The organism is Halorubrum luteum (assembly GCF_054652935.1).
Genome location: NZ_BAAIGT010000002.1, coordinates 2,127,695 through 2,152,409 on the forward strand (window position 1 = coordinate 2,127,695; position 24,715 = coordinate 2,152,409).

The 24,715-nt window shown below is 67.2% G+C and carries 26 protein-coding genes; 18 read left to right on the plus strand and 8 right to left on the minus strand.

Features of this window, described 5'->3' with window-relative positions:
• Positions 1-3: 3 nt before the first annotated feature.
• On the minus strand, positions 4-699 hold the full coding sequence (locus ACYQ0R_RS10535; protein WP_459823373.1) for a GNAT family N-acetyltransferase: 696 nt from the start codon (positions 697-699) through the stop codon (positions 4-6).
• 52 nt (positions 700-751) lie between these two features.
• On the opposite strand from ACYQ0R_RS10535, the gene ACYQ0R_RS10540 reads away from it, so the two are divergent.
• Positions 752-1,348 carry a class I SAM-dependent methyltransferase gene (locus ACYQ0R_RS10540; protein WP_459823375.1) on the plus strand — a complete coding sequence of 199 codons (597 nt, stop codon included), beginning with the start codon at positions 752-754 and terminating at the stop codon, positions 1,346-1,348.
• 37 nt (positions 1,349-1,385) lie between these two features.
• Here the strand turns inward: ACYQ0R_RS10540 and ACYQ0R_RS10545 are convergent, their stop codons facing one another.
• Positions 1,386-2,798, minus strand: a complete 1,413-nt coding sequence (locus ACYQ0R_RS10545; protein ID WP_459823376.1) for an ATP-binding protein — start codon at positions 2,796-2,798, stop codon at positions 1,386-1,388.
• Between the two features lie 183 nt (positions 2,799-2,981).
• Between ACYQ0R_RS10545 and nasA the strand changes: the two genes are divergently transcribed.
• From nasA to ACYQ0R_RS10575, 6 genes are all read left to right on the plus strand, one after another.
• Positions 2,982-5,102: an assimilatory nitrate reductase NasA gene (gene nasA / locus ACYQ0R_RS10550; protein WP_459823378.1), complete on the plus strand. Its 2,121-nt coding sequence runs from the start codon at positions 2,982-2,984 to the stop codon at positions 5,100-5,102.
• 126 nt (positions 5,103-5,228) lie between these two features.
• Positions 5,229-5,594 carry a PadR family transcriptional regulator gene (locus tag ACYQ0R_RS10555; protein WP_459823380.1) on the plus strand — a complete coding sequence of 122 codons (366 nt, stop codon included), beginning with the start codon at positions 5,229-5,231 and terminating at the stop codon, positions 5,592-5,594.
• Between the two features lie 25 nt (positions 5,595-5,619).
• Complete coding sequence (locus ACYQ0R_RS10560) at positions 5,620-6,075, plus strand: CopG family ribbon-helix-helix protein (RefSeq protein ID WP_459823382.1); 456 nt, start codon at positions 5,620-5,622, stop codon at positions 6,073-6,075.
• Positions 6,076-6,181: 106 nt separating this feature from the next.
• Complete coding sequence (locus ACYQ0R_RS10565) at positions 6,182-6,772, plus strand: DUF8056 family protein (protein WP_459823384.1); 591 nt, start codon at positions 6,182-6,184, stop codon at positions 6,770-6,772.
• A 64-nt stretch (positions 6,773-6,836) separates the two neighbouring features.
• Positions 6,837-7,331: a DUF5812 family protein gene (locus tag ACYQ0R_RS10570; protein WP_459823387.1), complete on the plus strand. Its 495-nt coding sequence runs from the start codon at positions 6,837-6,839 to the stop codon at positions 7,329-7,331.
• Between the two features lie 113 nt (positions 7,332-7,444).
• Entirely contained in the window at positions 7,445-8,683 is a 1,239-nt protein-coding gene (locus ACYQ0R_RS10575) for an NAD(P)/FAD-dependent oxidoreductase (protein ID WP_459823389.1), read from the plus strand.
• A gap of 53 nt (positions 8,684-8,736) precedes the next feature.
• On the opposite strand, the gene ACYQ0R_RS10580 is transcribed toward ACYQ0R_RS10575, so the two are convergent.
• Complete coding sequence (locus ACYQ0R_RS10580; RefSeq protein WP_459823391.1) at positions 8,737-9,303, minus strand: response regulator; 567 nt, start codon at positions 9,301-9,303, stop codon at positions 8,737-8,739.
• 345 nt (positions 9,304-9,648) lie between these two features.
• On the opposite strand from ACYQ0R_RS10580, the gene pan2 reads away from it, so the two are divergent.
• Positions 9,649-10,872 (plus strand): proteasome-activating nucleotidase Pan2, encoded by a 1,224-nt coding sequence (gene pan2, locus ACYQ0R_RS10585; RefSeq protein ID WP_459823393.1) that lies wholly within the window; start codon positions 9,649-9,651, stop codon positions 10,870-10,872.
• A 22-nt stretch (positions 10,873-10,894) separates the two neighbouring features.
• On the opposite strand, the gene ACYQ0R_RS10590 is transcribed toward pan2, so the two are convergent.
• Entirely contained in the window at positions 10,895-11,059 is a 165-nt protein-coding gene (locus ACYQ0R_RS10590) for a hypothetical protein (RefSeq protein WP_459823395.1), read from the minus strand.
• A gap of 47 nt (positions 11,060-11,106) precedes the next feature.
• Between ACYQ0R_RS10590 and ACYQ0R_RS10595 the strand changes: the two genes are divergently transcribed.
• Positions 11,107-11,652, plus strand: a complete 546-nt coding sequence (locus tag ACYQ0R_RS10595; protein ID WP_459823397.1) for a pyruvoyl-dependent arginine decarboxylase — start codon at positions 11,107-11,109, stop codon at positions 11,650-11,652.
• A gap of 58 nt (positions 11,653-11,710) precedes the next feature.
• Positions 11,711-12,088, plus strand: coding sequence for a DUF5811 family protein (locus ACYQ0R_RS10600; RefSeq protein ID WP_459823399.1), 378 nt, complete (start codon positions 11,711-11,713; stop codon positions 12,086-12,088).
• Between the two features lie 22 nt (positions 12,089-12,110).
• On the opposite strand, the gene ACYQ0R_RS10605 is transcribed toward ACYQ0R_RS10600, so the two are convergent.
• Entirely contained in the window at positions 12,111-13,874 is a 1,764-nt protein-coding gene (locus ACYQ0R_RS10605) for a glutamate--tRNA ligase (RefSeq protein ID WP_459823402.1), read from the minus strand.
• 194 nt (positions 13,875-14,068) lie between these two features.
• Between ACYQ0R_RS10605 and ACYQ0R_RS10610 the strand changes: the two genes are divergently transcribed.
• The 3 genes from ACYQ0R_RS10610 to ACYQ0R_RS10620 all read left to right on the plus strand — a co-directional run bounded on the left by ACYQ0R_RS10610 (position 14,069) and on the right by ACYQ0R_RS10620 (position 15,960).
• Complete coding sequence (locus ACYQ0R_RS10610) at positions 14,069-14,281, plus strand: hypothetical protein (RefSeq protein WP_459823404.1); 213 nt, start codon at positions 14,069-14,071, stop codon at positions 14,279-14,281.
• Between the two features lie 97 nt (positions 14,282-14,378).
• Positions 14,379-14,990, plus strand: coding sequence for an adenylate kinase (locus ACYQ0R_RS10615; RefSeq protein WP_459823405.1), 612 nt, complete (start codon positions 14,379-14,381; stop codon positions 14,988-14,990).
• A gap of 52 nt (positions 14,991-15,042) precedes the next feature.
• A complete protein-coding gene (locus tag ACYQ0R_RS10620; RefSeq protein WP_459823406.1) occupies positions 15,043-15,960 on the plus strand; it encodes a DUF106 domain-containing protein in 918 nt (305 codons plus the stop codon).
• 40 nt (positions 15,961-16,000) lie between these two features.
• Here the strand turns inward: ACYQ0R_RS10620 and ACYQ0R_RS10625 are convergent, their stop codons facing one another.
• Entirely contained in the window at positions 16,001-17,239 is a 1,239-nt protein-coding gene (locus ACYQ0R_RS10625) for a DHH family phosphoesterase (RefSeq protein ID WP_459823409.1), read from the minus strand.
• A gap of 167 nt (positions 17,240-17,406) precedes the next feature.
• Between ACYQ0R_RS10625 and ACYQ0R_RS10630 the strand changes: the two genes are divergently transcribed.
• The gene (locus ACYQ0R_RS10630) at positions 17,407-17,832 is read left to right on the plus strand and encodes a universal stress protein (RefSeq protein ID WP_459823411.1); all 426 of its coding nucleotides are present in this window, start codon (positions 17,407-17,409) and stop codon (positions 17,830-17,832) included.
• A 43-nt stretch (positions 17,833-17,875) separates the two neighbouring features.
• Here ACYQ0R_RS10630 and ACYQ0R_RS10635 read toward each other — a convergent pair whose 3' ends face one another.
• Entirely contained in the window at positions 17,876-19,708 is a 1,833-nt protein-coding gene (locus ACYQ0R_RS10635; protein ID WP_459823413.1) for an ATP-binding protein, read from the minus strand.
• A 132-nt stretch (positions 19,709-19,840) separates the two neighbouring features.
• Between ACYQ0R_RS10635 and ACYQ0R_RS10640 the strand changes: the two genes are divergently transcribed.
• Positions 19,841-20,176: a DUF7113 family protein gene (locus tag ACYQ0R_RS10640; RefSeq protein WP_459823416.1), complete on the plus strand. Its 336-nt coding sequence runs from the start codon at positions 19,841-19,843 to the stop codon at positions 20,174-20,176.
• A 41-nt stretch (positions 20,177-20,217) separates the two neighbouring features.
• Here the strand turns inward: ACYQ0R_RS10640 and ACYQ0R_RS10645 are convergent, their stop codons facing one another.
• Positions 20,218-20,790, minus strand: a complete 573-nt coding sequence (locus tag ACYQ0R_RS10645; RefSeq protein ID WP_459823418.1) for a nitrous oxide reductase accessory protein NosL — start codon at positions 20,788-20,790, stop codon at positions 20,218-20,220.
• 106 nt (positions 20,791-20,896) lie between these two features.
• Here ACYQ0R_RS10645 and ACYQ0R_RS10650 point away from each other — a divergent pair, with 106 nt between their 5' ends.
• Genes ACYQ0R_RS10650 through ACYQ0R_RS10660 form a run of 3 tightly spaced genes read left to right on the plus strand, consistent with a single transcriptional unit; the run spans position 20,897 to position 24,605 of the window.
• Positions 20,897-22,969 carry a NosD domain-containing protein gene (locus ACYQ0R_RS10650; RefSeq protein WP_459823421.1) on the plus strand — a complete coding sequence of 691 codons (2,073 nt, stop codon included), beginning with the start codon at positions 20,897-20,899 and terminating at the stop codon, positions 22,967-22,969.
• Positions 22,966-23,745, plus strand: coding sequence for an ATP-binding cassette domain-containing protein (locus ACYQ0R_RS10655; RefSeq protein WP_459823424.1), 780 nt, complete (start codon positions 22,966-22,968; stop codon positions 23,743-23,745). Before ACYQ0R_RS10650 ends, ACYQ0R_RS10655 begins: the two co-directional genes overlap by 4 nt.
• The gene (locus ACYQ0R_RS10660; RefSeq protein WP_459823427.1) at positions 23,742-24,605 is read left to right on the plus strand and encodes a copper ABC transporter permease; all 864 of its coding nucleotides are present in this window, start codon (positions 23,742-23,744) and stop codon (positions 24,603-24,605) included. The genes ACYQ0R_RS10655 and ACYQ0R_RS10660 overlap by 4 nt, the downstream gene beginning before the upstream one ends.
• Positions 24,606-24,715: the final 110 nt, after the last annotated feature.

The window sequence follows — 24,715 nt, forward strand, 5'->3', positions numbered from 1 at the left end:
GCGTCAGGAGTCGCGATCGGCGGTGGTGTGGCCCCCGCTGCCGGCGATACTCCTGTCGGTTTGCTCCGTCGGTGTCGGCGGCTCTCCCGTGTTTCGCTCGGCGAGAAACGCCGCCTCTCGTTCGGGCGGGTCTCGCTCCCGGAAGCAGTCGAGCCCCGACTGGTATCGGTCGCGATCGTCGTGACGTGCTGCCGGCACGTCGACTGGTCGCTCCAGAACCAGCTCCGCGATTCCCGTTCGGTCACCCGTGTACACGAACCCGACCTTGTACAGCGCCTCGTACGCGAACGGGTTGTTGACGGCGATCCGAACCCGGTCGTATCCCTGCTCCCCGAGTCGTGGTATCGTCCGTGCGATCAGCTCCGGTCCGAGCCCCTCGCCGCGCCGCGCCGCATGGACGGTGACGTAGCGGAGCCGACAGCACGCGGGATCGGTCCGGTCGGCGGAGAAGGACACCGCCGCGATGATATCCCGGTCGAACGCATCGGGGTCGACCGTCTCCGGAAGCGACTCGTCGGGGGTCCACGAGGGAGCCGCCCCCGAGCAGTCCGCGGTTCGTAGCACTGCTTTCCCCGGCGTGCCGACGACGAACTTCCCGGCGTACGCGAACGCGCGATAGTCGAGTCGGAGCGTGACGCCCTCCTCCGGCCAGCCGACGATCGCGAACTCGGTGGTTGGGGCGAGACTCTCGGGTTCCACACGCGGACGGACGTGACCGCAGCCTAAAGCGTATGGGGCTCCCAGAGGCAGTATGCACGGCGTCGGCGACGTCCGGTTCTTCGACCGGGTCGCACCGCTTTACGACCTCGTCATGCCTCCTGCAAGCGGTGAGGCGCTGGCGGCGGGGTTCGATCGCGCGAAGCGTCCGATCGAGCAGCTGCTCGACCTCGGTGGCGGGTCGGGGCGCGCGGCGGCGGCGATCGCCGGCCCGGAGACGACCGTCGTCGACGCCTCCGTCCCGATGCTCACACGGGCCCGAACGGGTCGCGGTCTGTCGGCCGTCGCGGGCGACGCGGGTCAGCTCCCGATCCGGGACGACGCCGTCGACGCGGCGATGGTCGTCGACGCGCTCCACCACCTGCCGGATCGGACGACGACGCTCCGGGAGGCCGCACGCGTACTCGCGCCGGGCGGCGTGCTCGTCGTCCAGGAGTTCGATCCGACGCATCCGCTCGGCCGCGCGCTCGAAGTGGCCGAACACGCGATCGGTATGCGGTCGACGTTCGTCGCCCCGGACGAGCTTGCGGACGAGCTGTTTGCCGTCGGCTTCACTCCGACCGTCATCGACCGGGGGTTCAGTTACACGGTCGCCGGGGTCCGCCGAGACGCGACGGAGCCAAGACGATAACCGGTCGTCACTGCCTCGATTCGGATCCTCATCGCGGTCAGTGGGTCGGATCCGCTGGGGCGTCGCGTTCGTGGTCGTGCCCGTGGCTGTCGCCGTGGTCCTCGTGATCGTGGTCGTGGGAGTCGCCGTCGGTTTCGCCCACGATCTCCGCACCCTCGCCGTCGATCATGTCCATGTTCTTCAGGTTGTCGCGCTCCTCGAAATCCTCGACAGCCTCCATCACGTCCGCTTGGGTGATCGTCCTCCGATCCTCGGTGAGCGCCCCGAGAACGGCCTCACGGAGCACCATTCGGAGGTCGGAGCCGGTGAGGCCGCTCGTCCGGTCGGCGACCTCCTCGGGGTCGAAGTCGGCGATACGCATCTGACGCGTGACGACTCGGAGGATGTCGGCACGCATATCGCGGTCCGGCTTCGGGAAGTTGACGATCTCGTCGAAGCGACGCCACGCGGCCGCGTCGAGCTGATCCGGGTGGTTCGTCGCGCCGATGAGAAGCACCTCGTCACGCACGAGCGACACCTCGTCGATCGATTTGAGCAGCGTGTTCACCGCGCGTTTAAGCGCGGCGTGTTCGTCCGACCGACGCGTCTTCGCGACGGAGTCGAACTCGTCGATGAAGAGGATACACGGCGAGAGCCGCTTTGCGACCTCGAACGTCTTCTCGACGTTCTTCGCGGTCTCCCCGAGGTACTGACTGGTGATCATCGACAGCTTCACCTCGACGAACGGGAGGCCGAGCTCGTGGGCCAAGGCTCGTGAGACGGTCGTCTTCCCGGTCCCTGGGGGGCCGACGAACAGGAGCTTCCCGATCTCGCGGAGCCCGATCTCCGCGAGATACTCCCGGTGTTCGATCGCCTTGACGATCTTCTGGATCTCTCCCTCCTGGTCGCCGGTCAACACGAGGTCCTCGAGCGTGGTTTCGATCCCCTCGGGCGCGCGGACGTTGACGAGATCGAGCATCTCGGCGTCCTCCTCCTCGTCGAAGTACTCCTCCAACAGGGCGTCTATCCAGACCCGGTCCGCATGGATCGGTCGGACGTCCTCCCGCGCGGTGTCGTGGGACACCGGTGCGGTGAGCTCGTCGTCGGCTTCGAGCGCTGCGACGACCGTCGGATTGGAGGCGATCCGATCGGCCGTCGCGTTGTCGTCGAACCACTCCAGCGCCATCTCCGGTTGGGTCAGCGTGATCTCTCCGGCGAAGTCGGTTCGCTGCGTGAACAGGAGATCGGAGACGGCCTCCCACGGTCGGTCGACGCCGGTCGCGGTTCGGGTGGCCTCGTCGGTCGCCTTCAGCGGGCGTTCCACGCCGCCGGGCGTGTCGTCGCCGGGCGTCTCCGACCAGAACACCTGTCGAAATCTCGGAAGCAGGTCGTTCTCATCGAGGTCGCGGTTCTCGGTGTAGAGGTGGGCAGTCAGAACGAACTCGACCACGTCGAGCGCCGGGTCACTCATCCCCGTGAGGTAGCAATGGCGGACGTTTAAGCGCGTCGAACCGGCTAGCCCGGCCATCGGCTCCGCGGTCGTGGACTCCGGTAGCCGCCGACTCTGCTCGCCGTCGACTCCGTCAGGTATCCGGTCGACAGGCCGTCGTGAGCCGACAGACGTTTGCTCGCAGGGGTCCGACGACCACGCGAGATGGACCGGCGAGGATCCGATAGCTCCGGTCGCCCGTCCGCGAACGCCGACGACCCGGTAGCGGAGTCCGTCCCCACGACCTGCATGCGCTGTGCTGTCGGCTGTGGACTCCGCCAGCGCGCCGACCGCGCCGGCGGGCTCGACGTGGTCCGGGGGGATCCGGACAGCGTCGTCAGCTCGGGACTCGCGTGTCGGCGCGGTCTCGAGGAGACGGCAACCCCCGCCGGCGAACGGCTCACTCGACCACTCGTCCGGCGTGACGGAACGCTCGAGCCGGCGACGTGGGAAGAGGCGTTGAGTCGCACCACCGAGCGGCTTCGTGCGGTGATCGACGCCGATCCGGACCGGCTTGCGGTGCTCGGCAGCGGCCAGCAGACGAACGAGGCGGCGTACGCCCTGGGGAAACTCGCGCGGGGCGGGATCGGCACTCGGCTGTACGATGCCAACACCACGCTGTGTATGGCGAGCGCGGTCCGCGCGTACGTCGACGCGTTCGGCAGCGACGCGCCGCCGCCGACGTACGACGACGTGCCCGCGGCGGACGTCCACCTCGTCTGGGGAGCGAACCCCGCGGTCGCTCATCCGGTGTTGTTCCGGTGGATCGAGGAGTCGGCGACCCACCCGGACGGTGCACTCGTCGTCGTCGACCCGGTCGGCACCGCGACCGCCGACCGTGCCGACCACCACGTCCGTCCGGATCCGGGCGGCGATCACGCGCTCGCGAGAGCCGTGCTCGCCCGCATCGTCGACACCGGTCGAGTCGACGAGGCGTTCGTCGACGCGCACACGACGGGTTTCTCCGCGCTTCGGGAGTCGCTTCCGGACCCTGCGGCGGCGGCCGCCGAGGCTGGCGTTCCAGCGGAGACGGTCGATCGCCTCGCAAGGCTCTTGGACCGACGGACGCTCGTGTACTGGGGGATGGGTGTCAATCAGAGCGTACGTGGCACCGCCACCGCCGGCGCGCTGATCGACCTGTGTCTCGCGACGGGCAGCCTCGGCGAGGGACAAGGGCCGTTCTCGCTCACCGGCCAGGCGAACTCGATGGGCGCGCGACTCTGCGCGTCGAAGGGCAGCTGGCCCGGACACCGGAAGTTCACCGCTCCGACCCATCGGCGGGTCGTCGCCGACGCGTGGGACGTGCCGTGCTCGCGGCTGCCGACCGACCCGGGTCCGGGCCCGGTCGGGGTTCTCGACGCCGATCCAGACGCCGTCTGGACGGTCGCGACGAACCCGGCGGCGGGAATGCCCGACGCCGGCCCCGTGCGGCGGACGCTTGCCGACGCGTTCCTCGTCGTGCAGGACGCGTTCCGAACGGAGACCGTCGAACTCGCCGACGTCGTTCTTCCGGCCGCGACGTGGGGGGAGACCGAGGGAACGACGACGAACATGGAGCGGCGTATCTCTCGCGTCCGAGCGGCGACGGCTCCGCCGGGCGATGCTCGGTCCGATCTCGGCGTCATCGTCGCGCTCGCGAACCGGATCGCGCCGGAGCTGTTCGCCGAGACCGGTGCCGATCCGGTCGCCGTGTTCGAGGAGTTCACCGCGCTCACCGCGGGGACGCCAGCGGACTGTTCGGGTATCAGCTACGACCGGCTCGCCGACGGAGCCGTCCGGTGGCCGGCCCCGACTGCGGATCGGGACGGCGGATACCGGTATCGCACTGACGAGCCCGCGGAGGCCGAATCTGGCGGCTCCGACGACGGCTGGTCGTTCCCGACGCCGACCGGGCGAGCGGCGTTCTCCGCGCACGACGCGCCAGCGGATCCGGACCCGATCGACGGGACGTTCCCGCTCGTGTTGACGACGGGGCGGCGGTCCGACGCGTACAACACGGGCGTCCGATCGCGAGACGGTGGCGAGCAGCTGACGGCTCGAATCGCTCCGGAAACGGTTGTGGACGGAGGCGTCGCGGCCGAATCCGACGACGGACCCGTCGACCTCGTCACGCGCCGCGGTCGGGTCCGTGCCCGACTCGAGATGGATCCGGCGGTTCCGGCCGACATCGTCTGGTTGCCGATCCACCATCCGGCGACGAACGAGCTGACCGTCGCCGCCACGGACCCCCACTCCGCGGAACCGCACTACAAGTCGTGTGCGGTTCGGATCGAGTCGGTAGAGTGATCGGTCGTTGCCGCAGTTCGCGGATTTCGTCGACAAACCCGACCGTGGCGAGTCATCCGAGGGGCTCTTCAACCCGTCCGGGATCGTGGATGCACGCGACCCGATGTGCCGGAGGACGTGTATACGGTGCCGTCGCTCGACGACGCCAGCGCAACCGAAACCGTCGTGTTCGACCGGATCCGATCGGTCACCATGACGAAGTGGCTGCACAGCGGACGTCGTCGGGATATCTGTGCGATCCTGTACGATGCCGGGGAGCTCCGAGCACAGTCGCTCAAAAACCGGATCGAGACCCATTACGACGAGCGGATCGACCCGGGATCCTTTTACGGGACGATGTCGGCGCTGGTCGACTCCGGTCACCTCGAGCGTCGGACGGAGGGGATCGCCGATGTGTACGCGCTCACCGACGCCGGGGAACGGGCCCTTCTCGACCACTACGCGTGGCTCTCCGAGCGGCTCGGGGACGCGGACTCGATAGTTAAGAATTAATAATATTCGCGCTATAGGTTATTACATGACGGTCGTCAGCGTCTCGATGCCGGAGGACCTGTTGAATCGGATCGACGAGTTCGCGGACGAGCACGGCTACACGGGCCGCAGCGAGGTCGTCCGTGAGGCGTCTCGAAACCTCCTCGGCGAGTTCGAGGACGCGAAACTCGAGGAAAGAGACCTGATGGCCGTCGTCACGGTGCTTTTCGATTACGAGACGACGAGCGTCGAAGAGCGGATGATGCAGCTCCGGCACGAACACGAACATCTCGTCGCGTCCAACTTCCACAGCCACGTCGGCCCGCACTACTGTATGGAGCTGTTCGTGCTCGAGGGGGATTTAGCGGAGATCTCGTCGTTCGTCGGCAAGGTCCGCGCGACCAAAGACACGCTGTCGATCGATTACAGCGTCATGCCCGTCGACGAGTTCGGTCCCGGGGACGTGGACGCCGAGATGAGTCACGCCCACGACTCGGAGTAGCCCGCCGTTTCCGACGGCGGCACCGGTCGTCCGCGCGGCTCGGTAGAGGCCCGCCTCGTCGCACGCAGTCGCGGGGTTTAATCAGCCGTCGCTCGTAGCGCGCTCGATGGCCGACAGCTACCGAGGCGTGTTCGGAGCGATCCCGTACGCGATCCGACACACGAAGTCGTGGACGATGCGCGTGTACGGGGTGATCGGCACGGTTTCGGCGGCGCTCATCGCCGTCGTCGTGACGCTGGCGCTCGTCGTCTGGATGGGCGAGACGGCCGAGATGGACGGCGGGCTCTTCTTATTCTCGCGGTCGCTGTACGTGATCGCGGGGTTCGCTGCGGTCGGGCCGCTTCTCGCGCCGCTGCTTTTCGTCGCGCGGCGACATCGTCGAAACGATCCGGTCGCGGACGGCTACGACCGGATGCTTGCGTACACGGGGTTCCTCTTTCTCGCGTCGATCTACCTCGCGATGGTGATCTCAGCGCCCGCCGACCTGCGAGACCCGTCGGACTCCGTCGTCGTCACTGCGCTGTACGCGTTGCCGCCGCTTGCCGGGCTCGTGCCGCCGGTCGTCGTCGCCGTTCTTATGTTTCTCACACATCGTCGGCTCCGGCAACCCGAAGCTGACGCACCCGCGTCGGATTCCCACGAGACCGACGAGGGGACGCAGGCGGGAGACGACGATCTCTCCGGCTCCGCCGATTGAGCGCCCGCCTCGCTGGAGAGGCTCCTCGAAACCCGGAAAAGCGTCGGCGTTCTATCGGCGGGTAATGACCGACGAGTCGACGCGTCCGACGCCAACCGAAAAGGAGAGCACGTTCCTCGTGACGCACGTCGAGGCCGATTCGGCCGTGATCAAAGACGTCAACGACGGGCAGGTCCACACGCTGAGCTCGAACCCCGATCTGTCGGTCGACGACGCGATCGAGGCGACCGTCGCTCCGGACCCTCCAATGAACGTCACGTATCAGGCCGTCGAAGTGACCGACCGGTGGGAGCTGTCGATCGAGCGGAGCGAGGAGCCGCCGACGGTTCAGGAGCGCGACCTCGCCGCCGACCAGCCGGTCGGGGAGCTGGTCCGCGAGCAGCGGGCCGGAGTCGGCGAGATCCACGTGCTGACGACCCCGGAGGAGACGACCGAAAGCACGGTTACCGAGGTGATCGAAGACCGGGAGAGGACGCTCTCGCGTGCCGCCCGACTCGGCGTCAATCGAGTCGAAGTGCGGTCGGAGCCCGGCGTCGTCAGCATCCGGTATCTCCCGTGATCAACGGTCATTATACTCCCCATACAGTTCGTTGGCCTATGGTATGAGGTTTACCCTCATTATCATCCACGCGGATGGTAATCCACATTAACCCTCGCTTCAAACGCCCGAACATGAGTGATTCACACGTGATCATCGGAGACGGTATCGCGGGGGCATCCGCGGCGGAGACGCTCCGCGAGCAATCACCGGACGCCGAGATCACGGTTATCACGGACGAAGGGGAGTCCCTCTACAACCGGATCCTGATCAAAGAGTACGCGAAGGGGAAGCTCCCGGAAGCACCGATCTCGATCCACGACGAGAGCTGGTACGACGACAACGACGTCGACCTTCGTCTGAACACCGTCGTCGTCGACGTCGACACCGAAAACGACGCGGTTCACACTCACGACGGTGAGACGTTCGAGTACGACACCCTTCTGCTGGCCGTCGGCGGCACGCCCCAGCAGCTCCCGGTCGAGAACTCGGACGCCGACGGGATCCACCACTTCTGGACGTTCCAGGACGCCCGCGAGATCAAACGAAGCGTCGAGAACGCCGACCATGGCGTCATCGTCGGCGCGGGGCTGCTCGGGATCGACTTCGCGGCGATCTGTGGCGCACAGGACGTCGAGGCGGAGTACCTGATGCGTGGCGACTGTTGGTGGCGGTACGCGCTCTCGGAGGAGGGTGCGGAGATCATGCACGAGGCGATGCGCGAGCGCGGCGTCGAACCCGTGTTCGGCTCCGGAGTCGATCACTTCGAGGTCGACGACGACGGGCACGTCACTGCCGCCGTGGACCCGAACGGCGAGCGCTACGAGTGCGACTTCGCCGGCGTCGCCATCGGGCTCGACTTCAACACCGAGCTGGTCGAGGACACGCCGATCGAGACGGACGACGGCATCGTCGTCGACGAGTACATGCGTACGAACGTCGACAACGTGTTCGCCGCCGGCGACATCACGCGGTACCACGACGTGCTGCTCGGCGACCGCGCACAGAACGGATCGTGGGGATCCGCGAAGGAGCAGGGGTCGATCGCCGCACACAACATGCTCGACTACGGCTCGAAGGAGTTCAAGTGGGTTTCCTCGTACTCGATCACGCACTTCGACTTCCCGTTCCTCTCGTTCGGCCATCCGACCATCGGCGATGAAACCGTGGAGGCGACGACCGCCGAGGGCGAGTGGCGACGCGTCGCACTACAGGACGGGCGGGTCGTCGGCGGCGTGCTTATCGGTGACCTCTCGCCACAGTCCGCGTTCAAACAGCTGATGCGTGAACAGCGATACGTCGGCGACCAGACGGATCTTCTCATGGAGAAAGGGTTCTCCGTCGAGGATCTCGCACAAACGACCGAACAGTAATAATCGGTCGCAGCCATGTCGTCTTGGCCGACGCCGGTCGTCGCGGCGTCAGATCAAACCGATCCCGTGGACAGTTCGACGAACGCATCCTCGGCGGCGAGCTTATCCAGCGTCTCGTCGACCTCGCTTCTGACGTCCCGGAGCCGGTCGACCAGCTCGGCGTACTCGTCGGTGCCGTGGTTACCGGTGACCTCCAGCGCGGCCTTCTTCGAGGCGAGCGCGAAGAACTCCTGGCTTCGTTCGTCGAACTCGGCCCGATACCGTAACACCTCGACCAATCCGATGAGATCCTCCTTCGTCACCGGCTTCGTCTTGTAGTCGTCGAACGGCATGTCGACGATGTCGATGTCGGGTTCGACCGCGGTCAACATCGCGATCCGGGCGTTGTACCCCGCCTCGCGAAGCTCCCACAACACCTCCGTGCCCGTCATATCCGGCATCCGGCGATCGAGCAGCACGACGTCGACCGACTCGTCCATCATCGCTAACGCAGTCTCTCCGTCTGTTGCGACTCGGACGTCGTAGGTTGCTTCGAGATAGATGCGGTACAGCTCCGCAAGGTCGGGCTCGTCCTCGACCGCGAGCACGGTGGTGTTATCCCCGCCATCCGGCTCGCTCATGGCCGGCCACGCTCGATGCGGAGGATCATTCCCGTCGTTGAGAACACGGCATCACGAGAGCCGGGCTGCTGGGACATGTGCAGGAATACCACGGTGAGGTAAATAAAACCCAACGGCAGATTATCAGATTCGATTCTTTGGCCGACTACGGTCTCCGGATCCGCGGTCACACCCTTCGAAAACGCCGTCACGGAGAACCGAACGCCGACCCAGGGACGGCGTCGTCATGGTGGCGACACAAGCGTCGTCACCGTGACTCGATCGGCGTCGTCACCGTGACTCGATCGGCGTCGTCACCGTGACCCAAAAACACATTTACGCTCGCATCGTAACGTCGGTTAACGAATGTCTCATAGCCCCTCATTGCCCGACCGTCCTCGTCTGGAACTCGATCCGGAGATGAGCGAGGCGGAACGGCTCGAGGCGATCCGCCAACACTACAGGCGGATCGTGCAGGTAAACGAGGAACTGGAGGACCGTCTGGATAACGTGCAGGGCCGTCGCGGCGAGCTCAAAGCGGAGGTAGACAAACTGAAACGCGAAAACGAGGTGTTGAAGACGTCGTCGCTGTACATCGCGTCGGTCGAGGAGCTCACCGACGACGGCGTCGTTATCAAACAGCACGGCAACAACCAGGAGGTGTTGACGAAGACGTCGACCCGGCTCGACACGGAGCTCCGTCCCGGCGACCGTGTCGCGATCAACGACTCGTTCGCGGTCCAACAGATCCTCGACGATGAGACGGACTCGCGCGCACAGGCGATGGAGGTCACCGCCTCGCCGGACGTGACCTACGACGACATCGGCGGCATCGACGAGCAGATCCGCGAGGTCAGGGAGGCGGTCGAGGACCCACTGGAGAACCCGGAGCAGTTCGAGACCGTTGGCGTCGAGCCGCCGAGCGGCGTTCTCCTGCATGGCCCGCCAGGAACGGGGAAGACGATGCTCGCGAAGGCGGTCGCCAACGAATCCGACGCCACGTTCATCAAGATGGCCGGCTCCGAGCTCGTGCGGAAGTTCATCGGCGAGGGGTCCCGGCTCGTTCGCGACCTGTTCGAGCTCGCTGCGGAGCGTGAGCCCGCCGTCATCTTCATCGACGAGATCGACGCCGTCGCCGCCAAGCGCACGGACTCGAAGACGTCGGGCGACGCGGAGGTCCAGCGGACGATGATGCAGTTGCTCTCGGAGATGGACGGGTTCGACGACCGCGGCGAGATCCGCATTATGGCCGCCACTAATCGATTCGACATGCTCGACGAGGCGATCCTTCGTCCCGGCCGGTTCGACCGTCTCATCGAGGTGCCCGAGCCCGATGCGGAGGGACGCGAACGCATCCTCGAGATCCACACCGCGGATATGAACGTGACCGACGACCTCGACGTCGGCGACGTCGCCGCGGAACTCGACGGCTACAGCGGGGCCGACATCGCCTCGCTGGCGACGGAGGCCGGGATGTTCGCCATCCGTGACGACCGGACGGAAGTCCATCGCGTCGACTTCGAGAAGGCTCGCGAGAAGCTTCAGGACGTGGAGGATACGGACGACCGCGTTATCAACTACCAGTACTGAGCCCTCCGGCGCATCGTTGGAGTCAGTTAATTTCCCGTCGCCGACCGATCTCCTGAAAGCGTGCACGACGGTCCGGCGCGACGGATGCATCGAGCGCAACGGATGCATCGAGCGCAACGGATGCATCGAGCGCAACGGATGCATCGAGCGCAACGGATGCATCGAGCGCAACGGATGCATCGAGCATGACCAGCTTCGTAACGCCTTAACCCGGACGACGACGAGATGTCGGTCATGAGCACCATCCACGTCGTCGGCGGCGTCGGCGTCGCGGACACCGCGATGGCCTCCTACGACGCCGCGCTCGCGGACGCGAACCTGCACAACTACAACCTGATCGCGGTGTCGTCCGTCGTTCCCGCGGACGCGACGGTCAGGCACGTCGATCGCGCGCCGGATCTCGGTCCCGCCGGCAACGCGCTTACCGTCGTCGAGGCGCGACGCACGGTCGGTCCGAGCGACGAGGTCGACTTCCGGGAGGGCGGACGTGCCGGCGCGGAGGCGGCCGACAGCAAGCGTGCACCACGACGCCGACCGAACGTCGCAGCGGGGCTCGGCTGGACGACGGGGCCGGGGCCCGGGCTGTTCTACGAGGTGACCGGAGCGAACTCCGAGGACGTACGCGAGCGGATCCACGCCGGCCTCGACGACGGAAGCGAGCTTCGCGACTGGGAGCTCCCCGAGCGCGACCTCCACGTCGAGACCGCGGCCGCGGAGCCGGAGCGGTACACCACCGCAGTCGTGATCGCGGCGTACGGTGAGTCGGAGTCGGTGCTCTGAGGCGGTTGGGACGGCCGACGCCTTTTTGAGTCGGCTCCGCGTACGGTTGGCAACTTCAATGAACGGCAACAACCCGTATGCGGGGGGGCCGGGCGTCACGAACGCGGGCGAGCCCGCGGCCGTCGACCTGTCTCCGGAGCAGGAACGCCAGCTTCGGCGCACCGTAGCCGGCATCGTCACTCGAACCGAGTCGTATCTCCCCGACAGCTACGCGGTGGGATCGGAGCTGTCGGTCGGAGCAGAGGGACCACAGGCGACAGTCGCGGTGAATCCGCCGGCCGGCCACCCCGTCTCGGCCGGCTTCACGCCCGACGCCGACGAACTCGAGGCCGGAATCGCCGACGCCGACGCTGACGAGGTTGCGAAGGGGCTCGCCGCCAGCGCCGCGGTGCAGGTGATGAACGCCATCAGTGACGTCACGCCGACGGCTCGATAGGCTCCTTCTTCGTCGGCCGCGGCTACGGGTGCGCGTAGTAGACGAGCACGTCCTCACCACCGGTCGGTCCGGCCTCCGCCTCCTCGCTGGGTGACGGATCGAACGCGTCGATCCGGACGAAGCCGACACGCTCGAACTGGACGACGGTGTCCACGTCGACATCGGCGAGTGCGGGCTCCGCGTAGCCGACCACGTCGCCCTCGACGGTCCGCATGCGTGTCCGGAGCCCCTCGTCGGCCGGTACCCAGTGGACAACGTCGACGTCGCCGTCACGGACGACGGCGATGTCGTCGCCGACGTACTCGAACGCGTCGCGGACGTGTCGGACGCAGCCGAACCCCTTGAGCCAGACCCGCTCGCCGTGGGCGGGAAGGTCGGACTCCTCGAGCAGGACGCGGCCGGCCGGGACGGTTCGGTCGCCCCGCTCCTCGTGGTCCGGATGAAGCGGCGGGTGACCCGTCTCGGGACCGCCGATCACGTCTCGGGCGACCGCGGGGTCCTCCTCGCGGTCGCGCACGAGGAAGTACCGGTTCGCCTCGTCGTCGACGATGTCGCGATTGTTTGCGTACACGGACGACATCGCGAGGTCGACGTCGGAGGTGGACATCCCCAGCTCCGTCATCGAATCGACGATCGCCTCGCCGCGGATGCCGCGGCGACGAACGGCCGCGAGCGTGGGTGCTCGCGGGTCGTCCCAACCCGTCAGCTCGCCGTCGTCGATGAGCCGTTTGATCGTCGACGTCGACAGCTTCACGTCGTACTCGTCGATCTGGACGTGGCCCCAGTGGAGCACCTCGGGGTACTCCCAGTCGAAGTAGTCGTACAGGAACTGCTGGCGCTTCGCGGAGTCCTGCAGGTCGATCCCGCGGATGATGTGGGTGACGCCCGTGAGGTGGTCGTCGACGCCGGACTGGAAGTCGAGCATCGGCCAGCAGCGGTACTCGGACGCCGCCTCGCGGGGATGTGGAGTGTCGACCATCCGGAACGCGACCCAGTCGCGCAGCGCCGGGTTTTTGTGTTCGATGTCGGTCTTCACGCGAAGCACCAGTTCGCCGGCGTCGTACTCGCCGGCGACCATCGCGTCGAACTCCGTGCGGACCGTCTCCGGGTCTTTATCCCGGTTCGGCGAGGGTTCGCCGGCGTTTTTGAGCTCGGAGAACTCCTCGCCCGGAAGGTCACAGGTGTACGCCCCGCCGGCGTCGATCAGTTCGCGGGCGTGCTCGTAGTACGTCTCCACCCGGTCGGACGCCGTGAGCACGCGGTCCGGCTCGAACCCGAGATACGCGATGTCCTCGAGGATCGCGTCGTACGCGTCGAGGTCGGGGCGTTTCGTCTCGGGGTCGGTGTCGTCGAACCGGCAGATGAACTCCCCGTCGTACCGCTCTTTGTACGTTCCGATCACCGCGGGCATCCGCGCGTGACCCATGTGCCACGGGCCGTTCGGGTTCGGGGCCGCACGCATCACGACCTCGCCGGGCTCGGCGTTCGGCAGGTCGGGGAGGACGTGGTCGTCCGTCTCCGCCTCCGCCTCGAGCTCCTCGACCAGTTCCGGTGCGAGCTCGACGAGTCGCTCGCGACGTTCCGTCTCGTCCATCGCGGCGACGTCGGCGACGACGGAGCCGAGCACGCCGGGGATCTCGTCGCCGTGCGGTCGGAACTCGGGATTCTCGCCCATCAGCGGGCCCATGATCGCGCCCACGTCGGGGTCGCTACCGTGTTTGAGCGCGTTGAACAGCGCGGCCTGCTCGCCGGCCCGCTCGACGCGCTCGTGGAGTTCGTCGTCCATTAGGCGCTCGTTGTCGGCGTCGGGTCAAAAGCGCCGCGGAACGAACGGCGCGTGGCGGCGCGTCGCGTCGTCCACTGGGTTCATACTCGTCCGTCTCCTCGTACGCTCATGGACGGCGAGCAGGGATCGACTCCGTCGGATGGGGAGGGACCGACGACGGCGACGCATCGAGGTGAGCCGACGTGGTAGAGCCGATGACCGACGCGGAACGGGAGTCCGGAAACCGAAAGATCCAGATCGGCTTTCTCGCGCTAGTGACGGCGTCGCCGCCGCTGATAATGCTTCTGGGCGATCCGACGGCGACACAGCTGGTGGTCGCAGCAGCCGGCGGGTTCGTGTTCGGGCTCGTGCTCCTGTGGTACCTCCGCGGGCTCGCGGCGGAGTTCTCGACCGGTCCACGGCGGTAGTCGACGGAGTCGACGTCGCGCCTCTAGCACGTAGACGGTCCCGGCAGTTCCCGGCGTGTTTCTTCAAGGCTTTACGTACGGGCGGCAAGCGTTCGATATGAGCCATCGGATCCTGCTGTTGGGTGCACCGGGTGCGGGCAAGGGGACACAGAGCAAGAAGCTGGCGGCCGAGTACGACATCGAACACGTCACGACCGGCGACGCGCTCCGCGCGAACAAGGATATGGAGACGGAGTACGGCACGCCGCGATCGTTCATGGAGGCGGGCGAACTCGTTCCCGACCCGGTCGTCAACGAGATCGTGAAGGCGGCGCTGTCCGAGGCGGACGGGTTCGTGCTCGACGGGTATCCACGCAACCTCTCGCAGGCGGAGTATCTCTCCGAGATCACCGATCTCGACGCCGTGATATTTCTCGATGTCGACGAAGAGGAGCTCGTCGGTCGGCTCACCGGTCGTCGGCTCGACCCCGAGACGGGAGAGATCTATCACGTCGAGTACAATTGGCCCGACGACGAGTCGGTTCAGGAGCGGCTCGTCCAGCGTGAGGACGACGAGGAGGAGACGGTTCGCGAGCGACTTCGCGTGTACCGCGAAAACACCGAGCCCGTCATCGAACATTTCCGCGAGGAGGGCGACCTCGTCGAGGTCGACGGCGAGGCCGCACCCGACGACGTGTTCGACCGGATCCGGGACGTTGTGGAGCGCTGAGACGACACCGATCCTGCAAGGTTCTTAACCGTCCACTGCCAAGCCGCTCGTAATGAGCAAGGTCGAACGGCGTGTCCGCTCGCTCGTCCGCGAGGACGGCTCGATGCGGGACGCCCTCGAAGTCGTCTTGGAGCGCGCCGGCGACGGCGACGCGGACGACGGCGAGGTGCAGTGGATCGACGTCCGCGACGAGATCACGAGCGGACAGTGGGGCCGACTCATCGAAAAGGAGATTCTCGTCGACGGCGAGACCGGCTTCGCGCTCGCCGACCGCGAGGGGATCGAGGAGGGGTTGGATGAAGACGAGGACCTCACGAGCGGCGGCGACTTCGAGACGCCGGAGACGACGGACTGGACCAAATGGGACAAACTCGCCGCGCTGGCGACCGTCGGCTTCTTCGTCGGCTACGCGTTCGAGCCGGTCCGGAACGTGATCGCCGGCGCGATCGACTTCGTGTTCGGTCCGCTCCTCGGCATCGTTCCCTTCTACGTCGTCATCATGGTCGTCGCGCTCGCGACCGGTCTCTACTCGACGCTACTTCGTGCCGGCTTGATGGACATGGAGAAGATGAGCGTGTACCAGGACCGAATGAAAGACATTCAGGAACGGCGCAAGGAGGCAAAAGAGCGCGACGACGACGAGGCGCTCGACGCCATTCAAGAAGAGCAGATGGAGGCGATGGGCGACCAGCTCGGCATGTTCAAAGAGCAGTTCCGCCCGATGGTGTGGATCATGTTCCTCACGATCCCCGCGTTCCTCTGGATGTTCTGGGTCGTCGGCTATCGTGGCAGCGAGGCCCAGTACGAACTGGAGACGCTCGTCATTCCTTTCGCCGGCACCGTGGAGTGGACTACCGGCGTGATCGGACCGATCCAGGTGTGGATCGTCTGGTACTTCCTCTGCTCGATGGCGTTCACCCAGGTCATTCAGAAGAGCCTCAACATCGAGATGTCGCCGTCGACGTCGTAACCGACCGCCGTCTCGGACTCGGTGAGGCGCCGCGTTCGGACTACTCGCCGTCCGGATCCGCTTCGGCGGCTGCAACGTTCTCGGCGACGCCCTCGAACGCCGCGAGTATCACTCGGCGGCACGCCTGTCCCTCCGTCGTCCAGTGGTGTGCGTAATCGAGCATATCGTCGTAGATCTCCGGCTTACAGCCTGCCGCCTGCGGATGTCCTCCGCCGTTGACCTTTCCGGCGACCTCGTGAGCGTGTTTGAACCCTTCGGAGCCGCGGATCGACGCGGAGCCAGCGGGCTTGACGATCACCGCGGCGTCGGCCCCCTGCTCGCGGAGCGTCTCCGCGACCTCGTTCTGTGAGCAGCGGCCGTACGTGACCGCGACGGTCCACTCGCCGACCTCGTGGGTGACCGCGCGGTCGACGGCGGCCTCGATGCGTGCCTCCTTTTCGACCCGCCGGTCGGTGAGGTAGGCGTGGACGACCTCCGGAAGATCCGCACCGTATGCCCCGACCACGGTCGTGTACGCCTCGGCTCCGGTCCAGTACGAGAAGTCCGCCAGATCGTCCGAGCGCGGATCCTCTTTGATCCACAGGTCGTGGTCGCGGGTGACCGCCGCGAGCTCGGTCCACCGGTCGTCGAACCCGTGATCGAGCGAGCGAAGCGCCACGTCCGCGGTGCACTCCTCGTCGCTGTCGCCGACCACGAGGTCGACGCCCGCCGCTCGAACCGACTCGGCGGTCGCGTCGTCCCACTGGTGGTGATCGAACCACCGGATCGAGTCACACGACGACGCAAGCGACTCCAGCGGCTCGGCGATCCACTCGTAGTCGTCGGGACACAGGTCACAGACGAACAGGTCGATCCCGTCGTCCGCGTACGCGGCGACCCGTTCGAGCGACGTGTCGATCGAGTACGGTCCGGCCGCGATCAGCCCGACCGGGGACTCCGTGTGCGCGTCCTCCGTCGGGTCGTCATCCGCGGCGTCTTCGTCGCGGTCCGCCTCGTCTTCGTCGCCGTCCTCGTCGCCCGCGACCCGCCGTTCGAGCGCTGCCTCGAAGTCGGCGACATCGTGGGCGGCGTCGTACGCCTCGCGGACCATCGCGGCACAGGCAAGTCCGTCGGCGTCGCCGTCGGCGACCACGACCGCCTCGGCCCCCTCGATCGTTTCCTTTGCACGCTGTTCCGCGCGCTCCTCGTCGAGCGAATCCGGATAGAAGAACCCCTTTCCGGGGAGCTTCGTGTATCGCGAGCGGGGGATCCCCGCTTCGTCGATGAGCTCGTCGTCCATACCGCGACACCGGGCGGCACCGGGAAAACTCCGCCGTTTCCCGCGGGAGTCCCGGTGGGTCTCGCCGGACCGACGACACGGCGGCTCCGACCTCCCGGTAGTTCGAGTCGAGTCGCTTGGAAGCTCCCACACACTTTTGATGGACCCGGAGTATCGATCATTCACCTATGAAAAGCGACCTGTTTGAGCGAATCTTGGTGCCGATTGCGGGTCCCAAGGACGCTGAGGAGACGGCGCGTGCGGTTCGGCCACATCTCACTCCGGATACGAAGCTGATCGTCACACACGTTACGCCGGGTTCGACCGCCGAGACGACGATCAAGACGGGACGAGACCAGTTTGCAGGAGCGACCTACGAAACCTTCTCGGACATCCTCCACCGTGATGACGTACAGTTCGAGTGGGTGACACTTGAAGGGCGCGAGGTGGTGGAGGCACTCGTCGATGCGATCGGTATGACGGGGGCGACGCTCGTCGCGTTCACCCCGAGAAACATCGACGAGTGGGCCCGAACGATCGCCGGCGACCCCGGAGGACGGCTCATACGGGAAGCGGACGTACCGGTGATGGTCTTCCCGAACCGAGACCTGTGAACCGCCACGGGATCCACGTGAGGGGCCCGTCAGTCACTGCCAGTCAGTCTCCGTGACGCGTCACGCAGTTCGACAACCCGATCAGTTCGACCGGCTCGGAGTTGTCCGGCGAGTAGACCACCATCTGTCCCTTCTCCATGTACGGCACCTTCCCCGCCAGATTCGACGGGATGTTCACGCTGTTGATCGCGTCCTCGTCGCCGAGATTTAAGACGACTTTGGTGTTGATCTGTTTGAACACCGACTCCGCGACGTCCTGTGGATCCTGCGTGATCAGGAAGAGACCGAGCCGCTCTTTCCGCCCCTGCTTGGCCGCCTCGGTGAACGTGTTCACCACCTTCCGTGCCTGCACGTTGTCGGCGTCGGCGAGGAAGTTGTGCGCCTCGTCCATGCCGACTAACAGCGGGGTCTCTTTCACACGGGCGCTTCGCGGATCGTTCGACAGCTTGTCGCCGACGAGCATCGTCGAGACGGCGAGCACGACGATCTCCTTCTGTCTGGAGGTCGGGAGATGGTACGTCGGGACGACCGAGAGCCCGCCGGGACGGACCAGCGTATGGTCCAGCTCCGTGATCGGCTTCGCGTCCCCGTCGAACACGCCGCCGGGAACGCCCCGAACGCGTCGTTTCACGGCGTCGTAGGTGGCTTCGTGCACCCGCCCGGACTCGTGAAGCTCCTCTTTGAGCGCCGGATCGTCGAGATACGAGAGGAACTGCTGATACGTTCCGGAGTCGCCGTAATCGCGGAAGAACCGATCGAGCAGCGTCAACAGCGCGGGGTACTGGTTGTCGTTTAATCCGGAGCCGGCGACGAGCCACGGCATGTCGTACTCCTCCACCATCGAGAACGGGATCGTGAACTCGACCTGCTCCGCGCGGTGTCGATCGCCGGAGTACGTCGCCCCGTCCGCCGCGGGGACGAGTGCGACCGTGTCGTCGTGGCCGCCGTGCGCGATCCCCTCCCGCTCCAGTCGCCGGGCGTCAGCGTCGTCGAGATCCGGATTGTCGTCGTGCATCTGTGCGTACTCGTCCTGCGGATCGAACTGCACGACTGCCATCCGCGCCTCGCGTCCGTCGGCCATCGGATAACGCCGGTCCACATCGAGATACTGGCGGAGTACGTTTTTTGCGGCGTGGGTCTTTCCCGACCCGGTCCCGCCGGCGATCAGCGTGTGCCGGAACGCGAGCGGGTCGCCGTCGGCGTAGTCGTCTTTCACGCGGTAGTCGACCGTAGGCGGTGACGCCGCCGTTCGGACCTTCTCGCCGCCGACCGAGAGGTGTCCGAGGAAGACGCCGGACTCGGGGATCTTCAGCCCGGTCTTGATCTCGGTCGCGTCCGCCGCCTCCTCGACGACCGCGCCGGGTTTCGGCACCCGGTCGGTCATCCGACGGCGGAGCTCGTCGCCGTCGCGGTAGACGACGGAGACCGGCTCCAACTCCGCCATGAACTTGTAGTCGCGCTCGGTGAACTCGTCGCGGCGCATCTGGCGGCGGGCGTGGATCTCGGTCGCGTCGTCCGACTGGAACTCCTGTGCGTACTCCAGGCCGATGATCCGACAAAACAGCCGCTCACCGTCCGGGTACGGGACGACGAGGTACGTCCCGAGCCTGACCGACTCCCGGTTGCCCGCCGTGACGAACGCTTTCAGCGTGGTCTCGTCCGCTTCCTCGGCGACGCGAAGGCCCTGCGAGACGGAGACGACGCCGAGCCCCGCGTCCTCACCGGCCGGATCCACGTCGTAGTCGGTGAACGCGTCGTCGGTATCGCTGCCGTTGGTCGCGCCCGATTCGACGTCGGTCGCGCCCGATTCGGCGTCGTCGCCGGAGCCGGCGGCCGACTCCTCACCGGTGAACTCGGTGAAATCCTCCAGCGTCATATCCAACCAACCGAGGGCCACGTGGAAAGCGGTTTCCCCCGGAGGTCCGGACGCCCGCACCCCCGATCTCGCCGGCGACCGATGACGGTCCGCTCGCGCGGGCCTTTTATCCGTCCGACGTGTAGCGGGGCCATGATACTCGTCCGCGGTCGGGGTGGTGGGACGGAGCTCACCGGCACGGTGTTCGAGCGTGGCGAGGAGCCGCCGTCGTATAAGGGTGCGCCGGACGAGAACGCGCCGTACGTTTGGGTCTGCGACTCCTTTTATGAGGTCGAAAGCGGCGGCTCCCCGCTCATCGTCGACGGCACGGAGATCCGTGTGGCTTTCGAGGAGCCGATGCCGCGCGGCTTCGACACCAGATCGCAGGCGGTTACGGCTGCCAAAGAACACGTTCGGACACAGTTCGCCCGGATCGGCGTCGACGGCGACGACGTCGAGATCGAGGTGACGAAGGCGGATCCTGCATGATTTGCGCGACCGAGGAGCCGCAAACCGATGATTTGCGCGACCTAGGAGCCGTCCACGGTCGCCCGATCGACTGATTCGGCGTCGATCGGCTCGCCGCCGTACTCGTCGACGAACGCGTCGACGTCCGCGTCGTCGCTGAACGGAATCACCTCGGGCCCCATCGCGCCGGCGACGTCGCTGCCGACGACGACGGTGAGCTCGGTGGTTCGCGCGAACGCGTCGGCCTCGACGTGCGAGGAGAACAGCACGTCGTCGCCCTCCTCGAAGGCCTCCTGGTCGACCCGGGAGTAGTCGGTGAGGAACGTGACGCGCGGCTCCCGCCCGCCGTCTTCCGCGTCGAACCGATACGTGTACGTGCAGGTGCTGCTGCAGAACTGCGCCGGGCGTCCCCCCTCCGGCTCGTCATCCTCGAAGTGGATCTGTCCGACCGGCCCGGGGTGGTCCTCGACGATCATGCCACACTGGTCGCAGGCGCGTTCACCGTCCAGTGATACGGGTTCGACGTCGCCGGCCTCGTCGTCACCGAGACAGCCCGCTGACGCGAACGCCACCCCGCCCGCGACGCCCGCGAGCAGTGCCCGGCGATCGATCGAGGAGAGCTCATGTACTGGCATCGATCGACGTTCGGCGCTACCGGCGTTTAGACCCTCGGGAGCGGTTCACGCCGACGTTCGAGGAATGAACCAGACTCCCTAAATGGGTGTAGAACCAACTGCGTATGTGCAGTTTTTCGACCCGTACGGCGACCGTTCGCGGTACGTGCTGGTCGCCGTCGGCGTCCTCGTCGCGCTCGCGGCGGTCACGACGGCCGGCGCGTTCCTCGCCGACCCGGCGGACGCGGCACCCGACCCGGTTCGGTACGACGACGCCGTCGAGCTGGGGCTCTCGGCCGAGGCGGACGAGCTGATGGCCGGTTCGGCAACCGTCCCGAAAGCCCAGGTGTTCTACTCGGGGTTCCAGTACGTCGTGGGATACAACGGGATCGAGTCGCTCGTCGACGCGCTCGACGACGACCGCGTCGAGACGCAGTTCGGCCATCCGCTGGCCGTGTACGTGCAGACGTTCGACGGGACGGATACGACCGTCGGCGGCGATGGACTGTTCGACGCCGAACGCCGACCCTCGTGGACGCCCGCCGACGAGGCCGTCTACGTCGTCGGAAGCGACGCCCGAACACCGGCCGGCGAGACCGTGATCCCCTTCGCGGACCGTTCGGTTGCGGACGCGTTCGTCGACGAACACGGCGGCGAGGTCGTCGCGTGGGCGGCGCTCCGCGAGCGGTCGTTCGACGTCGACACCGCGAGGACGGTCCGATCGATGGCTCCAGCGCGGTGGACGACGGCGGACGACCGGGTCGCCGACGCGCAGCGCCGTGCGGACCGACCGGTCTCGGTCGTCGTCGGCGAGGACGAGCCGACGGTCGCGGCCGCAGTCGAGGCCGCACCGCCGAACACGACCGTCCTCATCCCGCCGGGCGAGTACGCCGAAACGGTCGAGGTGACCAAACCCCTCACGATCGCCGGGGGAGGCGGCATCGACGACGCGCATCCGACGATTCGCGGTGACGGAAACGGGTCGGTGATCACGGCTCGCGCGCCCGACGTCGCGATCAGGAGCGTTCACGTCGCCGGCACCGGGAACCAGACCCGAGACGCGGACGCCGTTCGTGATCCGCCGGGCGGAAACGACGCGAGCGACGACGGCGAGGACGGCAACGAGACCGACGACGGCGACATCACCGCCACGTGGGACACGAACGTGCAGCTGGGGTACGGCCACGGCGACGCGGGGATCCGCGGTATCGGCGCGCCGGGGCTCGTCGTCGAGGACGTGCACGTCGAGACGAACGCGAGCGGCGTCCTCCTTCGGGGCGGCTCGCATGCGACGATCACGGAGCTCTCGGTCGACGGCACCGACGACTGGCGCGACGGATTCATGGGCGTCGTCGGAATGGAGTCGCGGGTGACGCTCACCGACGGCGAGTTCGTCGGCGGACGCGACGGCGTGTATCTCCACCGTGCGGACGGCTCCGTGATCCGGAACGCCACGTTCCGGGAGAACCGCTACGGCGTCCATCTGATGTACACCGGCGACACGCTCATCGCGGACAACGACGCGAGAGACGCGGTGTTCGGCGGGATCACGGTGATGACCCGGCCGGAAGGCAACGCTATCGTCGGCAACCACGTTCGCGGCTCCGCCGCCGGGATCCAGGCGTCCGGCACCCGGACGTACGTCGGCTACAACACGCTCGTGGACAACGGGCTCGGACTCTCGACCAGCTCCCGGCAGTCGCTGTACGAACGCAACGTCCTCGCCGGCAACGAGGAGGGCGCACGCGCGACCACGGTCGTCCCGTCCAGTCGCGTCGTGGCGAACGACTTCGTCGCGAACGACCGGCACGCGGGCGCTGGTGCCGGCGCGCTCCGGATCTGGGCGGACGGCGACGTCGGGAACTACTGGGAGGGCGCGGACGCGAGATTCTCCGACGCCGGCGACCGGGGGTACCGTCCGACCTCGCCGGTCGACGCCGCGTTCCACCGGGATCCCGCCGCGGTGACCCTGTCGGAGTCGCCGGCGGCGACGCTGCTCGACCGGCTGGTCGGCACCGCCGCCGGATCGCGGACTGGGAGCATCCTCGATCCGGCACCGGCCGCCGAGCCGTACGCGCCGGACCGGGTCGCCGCGGCGACCGGCGACGCCGACAGTCAGGTCCGTGCTGACTGGCGGTCGGCGCTTTCCGACCCGGCGAACGGGACGGCTACCGTCGATCGCGGAGGGTACACGTCATGAACCACGACACGGCGGCAGACGGTGGCGAATCGCTCGCCGAGATCCGCGATGTAACGCACGCGTACGGCGGCGTCCCGGTGTTGCGGTCGGCGTCGCTTGCGGTTGGTCCCGGGGTCACCGCGGTGGTCGGGCCGAACGGCTCCGGCAAGTCGACGCTGCTCCGGATCCTCGCCGGCGAGACCGCCCCGGTGGAAGGAACTGTCAGATACACCGGCCCGGACGTGCAGCGTCCCGTCGGCTATCTCCCGCAGGACGTTCCGTTTCGCGGGTCGTTCACCGCGCGGGAGACGCTCGCGTTTTACGCGCGCCTCGTCGACGCCGACCCCGACGCACGTCTCGAGACGGTCGGACTCGCGGACGCGGCGGCCCGGCGCGTCGACGCGCTCTCCGGGGGGATGCGTCGGCTTCTCGGGATCGCGCAGGCGACGCTCGGTGATCCGCCGGTCGTCGTTCTCGACGAGCCGACCAGCGGGCTCGACCCCGGGATGCGCGAACGAGCGTTCGAGCTGGCCGCCGACCACGCCGCCGACGCCGCAGTCGTGGTGAGTTCACACGATCTCGGACTCGTCGACGCGCACGCCGACGGGATCGTCGTGTTGCACCGCGGTCGGGTTGCGGCGGCTGGCGGTCGTGCGGCGCTGCTCGATCGGTACGGCGTCAACGACTCCGAGGAGCTGTATCGTGCGGTCGTCGACGGCGACCCGGACCCGGAGGGCGAGGACCCGGATGATGACGCGTCGGACCGCGTGCACGTCGCCGGGGTGTCCGACCGATGACCGGGCGTCGAGCGGCGTTCTCGGCGGTGTTCCGTCGGGAGCTCGCGACGGTTCTCCGGACTCCGGGGTACGGCCTGCTGGCGGTCGGGCTGCTCGCGGCGCTCGGCGGGTTCGTGGTCGTCGGCGGTGGCGGCGCGACCGGATTCGTCCCGGCGATCGTCGACCTGTTGTTGCCGACGGAGGCGCTCGTTCCTCTCGTCGCCGTCGGTATCGGGTATCGTGCGCTGCTCACGGACGCGTCGAGCGGGGAGCTCGCCGTGATCCGGACGTACGGCGTCGGAGCCGTGACGTACGTCCTCGCCGTGTTGCTCGCGCGGCTGCTCGCGCTTGCGGCGCTCGTCGGCGTGCCGTACCTCCTCGTCGGCGGCTACATCTGGGCGGCTGCGGCTCCCGACACCGGGATCTACGCGACCCACACCGGGGTCGACTCGCCGCTGCTTTTCGTTCGGTTTATCGCATTCGTGATGTGTCTCGGCGCGGCGTATCTCGCGGCGGCCGCGGCCGTCTCGACGCTGGCGTCGAGCCGCCGGAGCGCGCTCGCGCTCGGCGGGGTCGTGCTCGTCGGTGGCGTGTTTGGTGGGGACCTCGCCGTGTTGCGCTCGCTGGGGGATTCGGTCGCAGTCGGTGAGCTCGCCGGGCTGGTCGCGGCGACCCCGAACGGTGCGTTCCGTGGCCTCGTTTTCGAGTACGTCGTCGCGCTCGCGTTCGATGCGGGCGGCGGCTACGTCGCGCCCGGCCGGGCGCTCGCAACGCTTCTCGGGTGGACCGCGATCGGAACCGCGGTCGCGGTCGCCGCGCTCGGCGTCGGTCGCCACGCCGGCACACACGTCGAGCGCGTCCGGCGGCGATATCTGCAGTAGCGGTCGCGTCGCCGTCTCGACACGCCGATGATCCGTGTGGATCCCGTGGCCTCCGACTCGCCGGCGTCTCCCTTCCGCATCCTTTTACCCTCGTCGTCGGTATTGTTATT

Excerpts from the sequence above, each read along its gene's own strand:
- ACYQ0R_RS10640 (WP_459823416.1), top strand. The coding sequence starts at position 19,841 with ATGATACTCGTCCGCGGTCGGGGTGGTGGGACGGAGCTCACCGGCACG.
- ACYQ0R_RS10565 (WP_459823384.1), top strand. The coding sequence starts at position 6,182 with ATGGCCGACAGCTACCGAGGCGTGTTCGGAGCGATCCCGTACGCGATC.
- ACYQ0R_RS10635 (WP_459823413.1), bottom strand. The coding sequence starts at position 19,708 with ATGACGCTGGAGGATTTCACCGAGTTCACCGGTGAGGAGTCGGCCGCC.
- ACYQ0R_RS10615 (WP_459823405.1), top strand. The coding sequence starts at position 14,379 with ATGAGCCATCGGATCCTGCTGTTGGGTGCACCGGGTGCGGGCAAGGGG.
- ACYQ0R_RS10560 (WP_459823382.1), top strand. The coding sequence starts at position 5,620 with ATGACGGTCGTCAGCGTCTCGATGCCGGAGGACCTGTTGAATCGGATC.
- ACYQ0R_RS10595 (WP_459823397.1), top strand. The coding sequence starts at position 11,107 with ATGAGCACCATCCACGTCGTCGGCGGCGTCGGCGTCGCGGACACCGCG.
- ACYQ0R_RS10545 (WP_459823376.1), bottom strand. The coding sequence starts at position 2,798 with ATGAGTGACCCGGCGCTCGACGTGGTCGAGTTCGTTCTGACTGCCCAC.
- nasA (WP_459823378.1), top strand. The coding sequence starts at position 2,982 with ATGGACCGGCGAGGATCCGATAGCTCCGGTCGCCCGTCCGCGAACGCC.
- ACYQ0R_RS10575 (WP_459823389.1), top strand. The coding sequence starts at position 7,445 with ATGAGTGATTCACACGTGATCATCGGAGACGGTATCGCGGGGGCATCC.
- ACYQ0R_RS10605 (WP_459823402.1), bottom strand. The coding sequence starts at position 13,874 with ATGGACGACGAACTCCACGAGCGCGTCGAGCGGGCCGGCGAGCAGGCC.
- pan2 (WP_459823393.1), top strand. The coding sequence starts at position 9,649 with ATGTCTCATAGCCCCTCATTGCCCGACCGTCCTCGTCTGGAACTCGAT.
- ACYQ0R_RS10620 (WP_459823406.1), top strand. The coding sequence starts at position 15,043 with ATGAGCAAGGTCGAACGGCGTGTCCGCTCGCTCGTCCGCGAGGACGGC.
- ACYQ0R_RS10600 (WP_459823399.1), top strand. The coding sequence starts at position 11,711 with ATGAACGGCAACAACCCGTATGCGGGGGGGCCGGGCGTCACGAACGCG.
- ACYQ0R_RS10610 (WP_459823404.1), top strand. The coding sequence starts at position 14,069 with ATGACCGACGCGGAACGGGAGTCCGGAAACCGAAAGATCCAGATCGGC.
- ACYQ0R_RS10590 (WP_459823395.1), bottom strand. The coding sequence starts at position 11,059 with ATGCTCGATGCATCCGTTGCGCTCGATGCATCCGTTGCGCTCGATGCA.
- ACYQ0R_RS10580 (WP_459823391.1), bottom strand. The coding sequence starts at position 9,303 with ATGAGCGAGCCGGATGGCGGGGATAACACCACCGTGCTCGCGGTCGAG.
- ACYQ0R_RS10625 (WP_459823409.1), bottom strand. The coding sequence starts at position 17,239 with ATGGACGACGAGCTCATCGACGAAGCGGGGATCCCCCGCTCGCGATAC.
- ACYQ0R_RS10655 (WP_459823424.1), top strand. The coding sequence starts at position 22,966 with ATGAACCACGACACGGCGGCAGACGGTGGCGAATCGCTCGCCGAGATC.
- ACYQ0R_RS10540 (WP_459823375.1), top strand. The coding sequence starts at position 752 with ATGCACGGCGTCGGCGACGTCCGGTTCTTCGACCGGGTCGCACCGCTT.
- ACYQ0R_RS10630 (WP_459823411.1), top strand. The coding sequence starts at position 17,407 with ATGAAAAGCGACCTGTTTGAGCGAATCTTGGTGCCGATTGCGGGTCCC.
- ACYQ0R_RS10660 (WP_459823427.1), top strand. The coding sequence starts at position 23,742 with ATGACCGGGCGTCGAGCGGCGTTCTCGGCGGTGTTCCGTCGGGAGCTC.
- ACYQ0R_RS10645 (WP_459823418.1), bottom strand. The coding sequence starts at position 20,790 with ATGCCAGTACATGAGCTCTCCTCGATCGATCGCCGGGCACTGCTCGCG.
- ACYQ0R_RS10570 (WP_459823387.1), top strand. The coding sequence starts at position 6,837 with ATGACCGACGAGTCGACGCGTCCGACGCCAACCGAAAAGGAGAGCACG.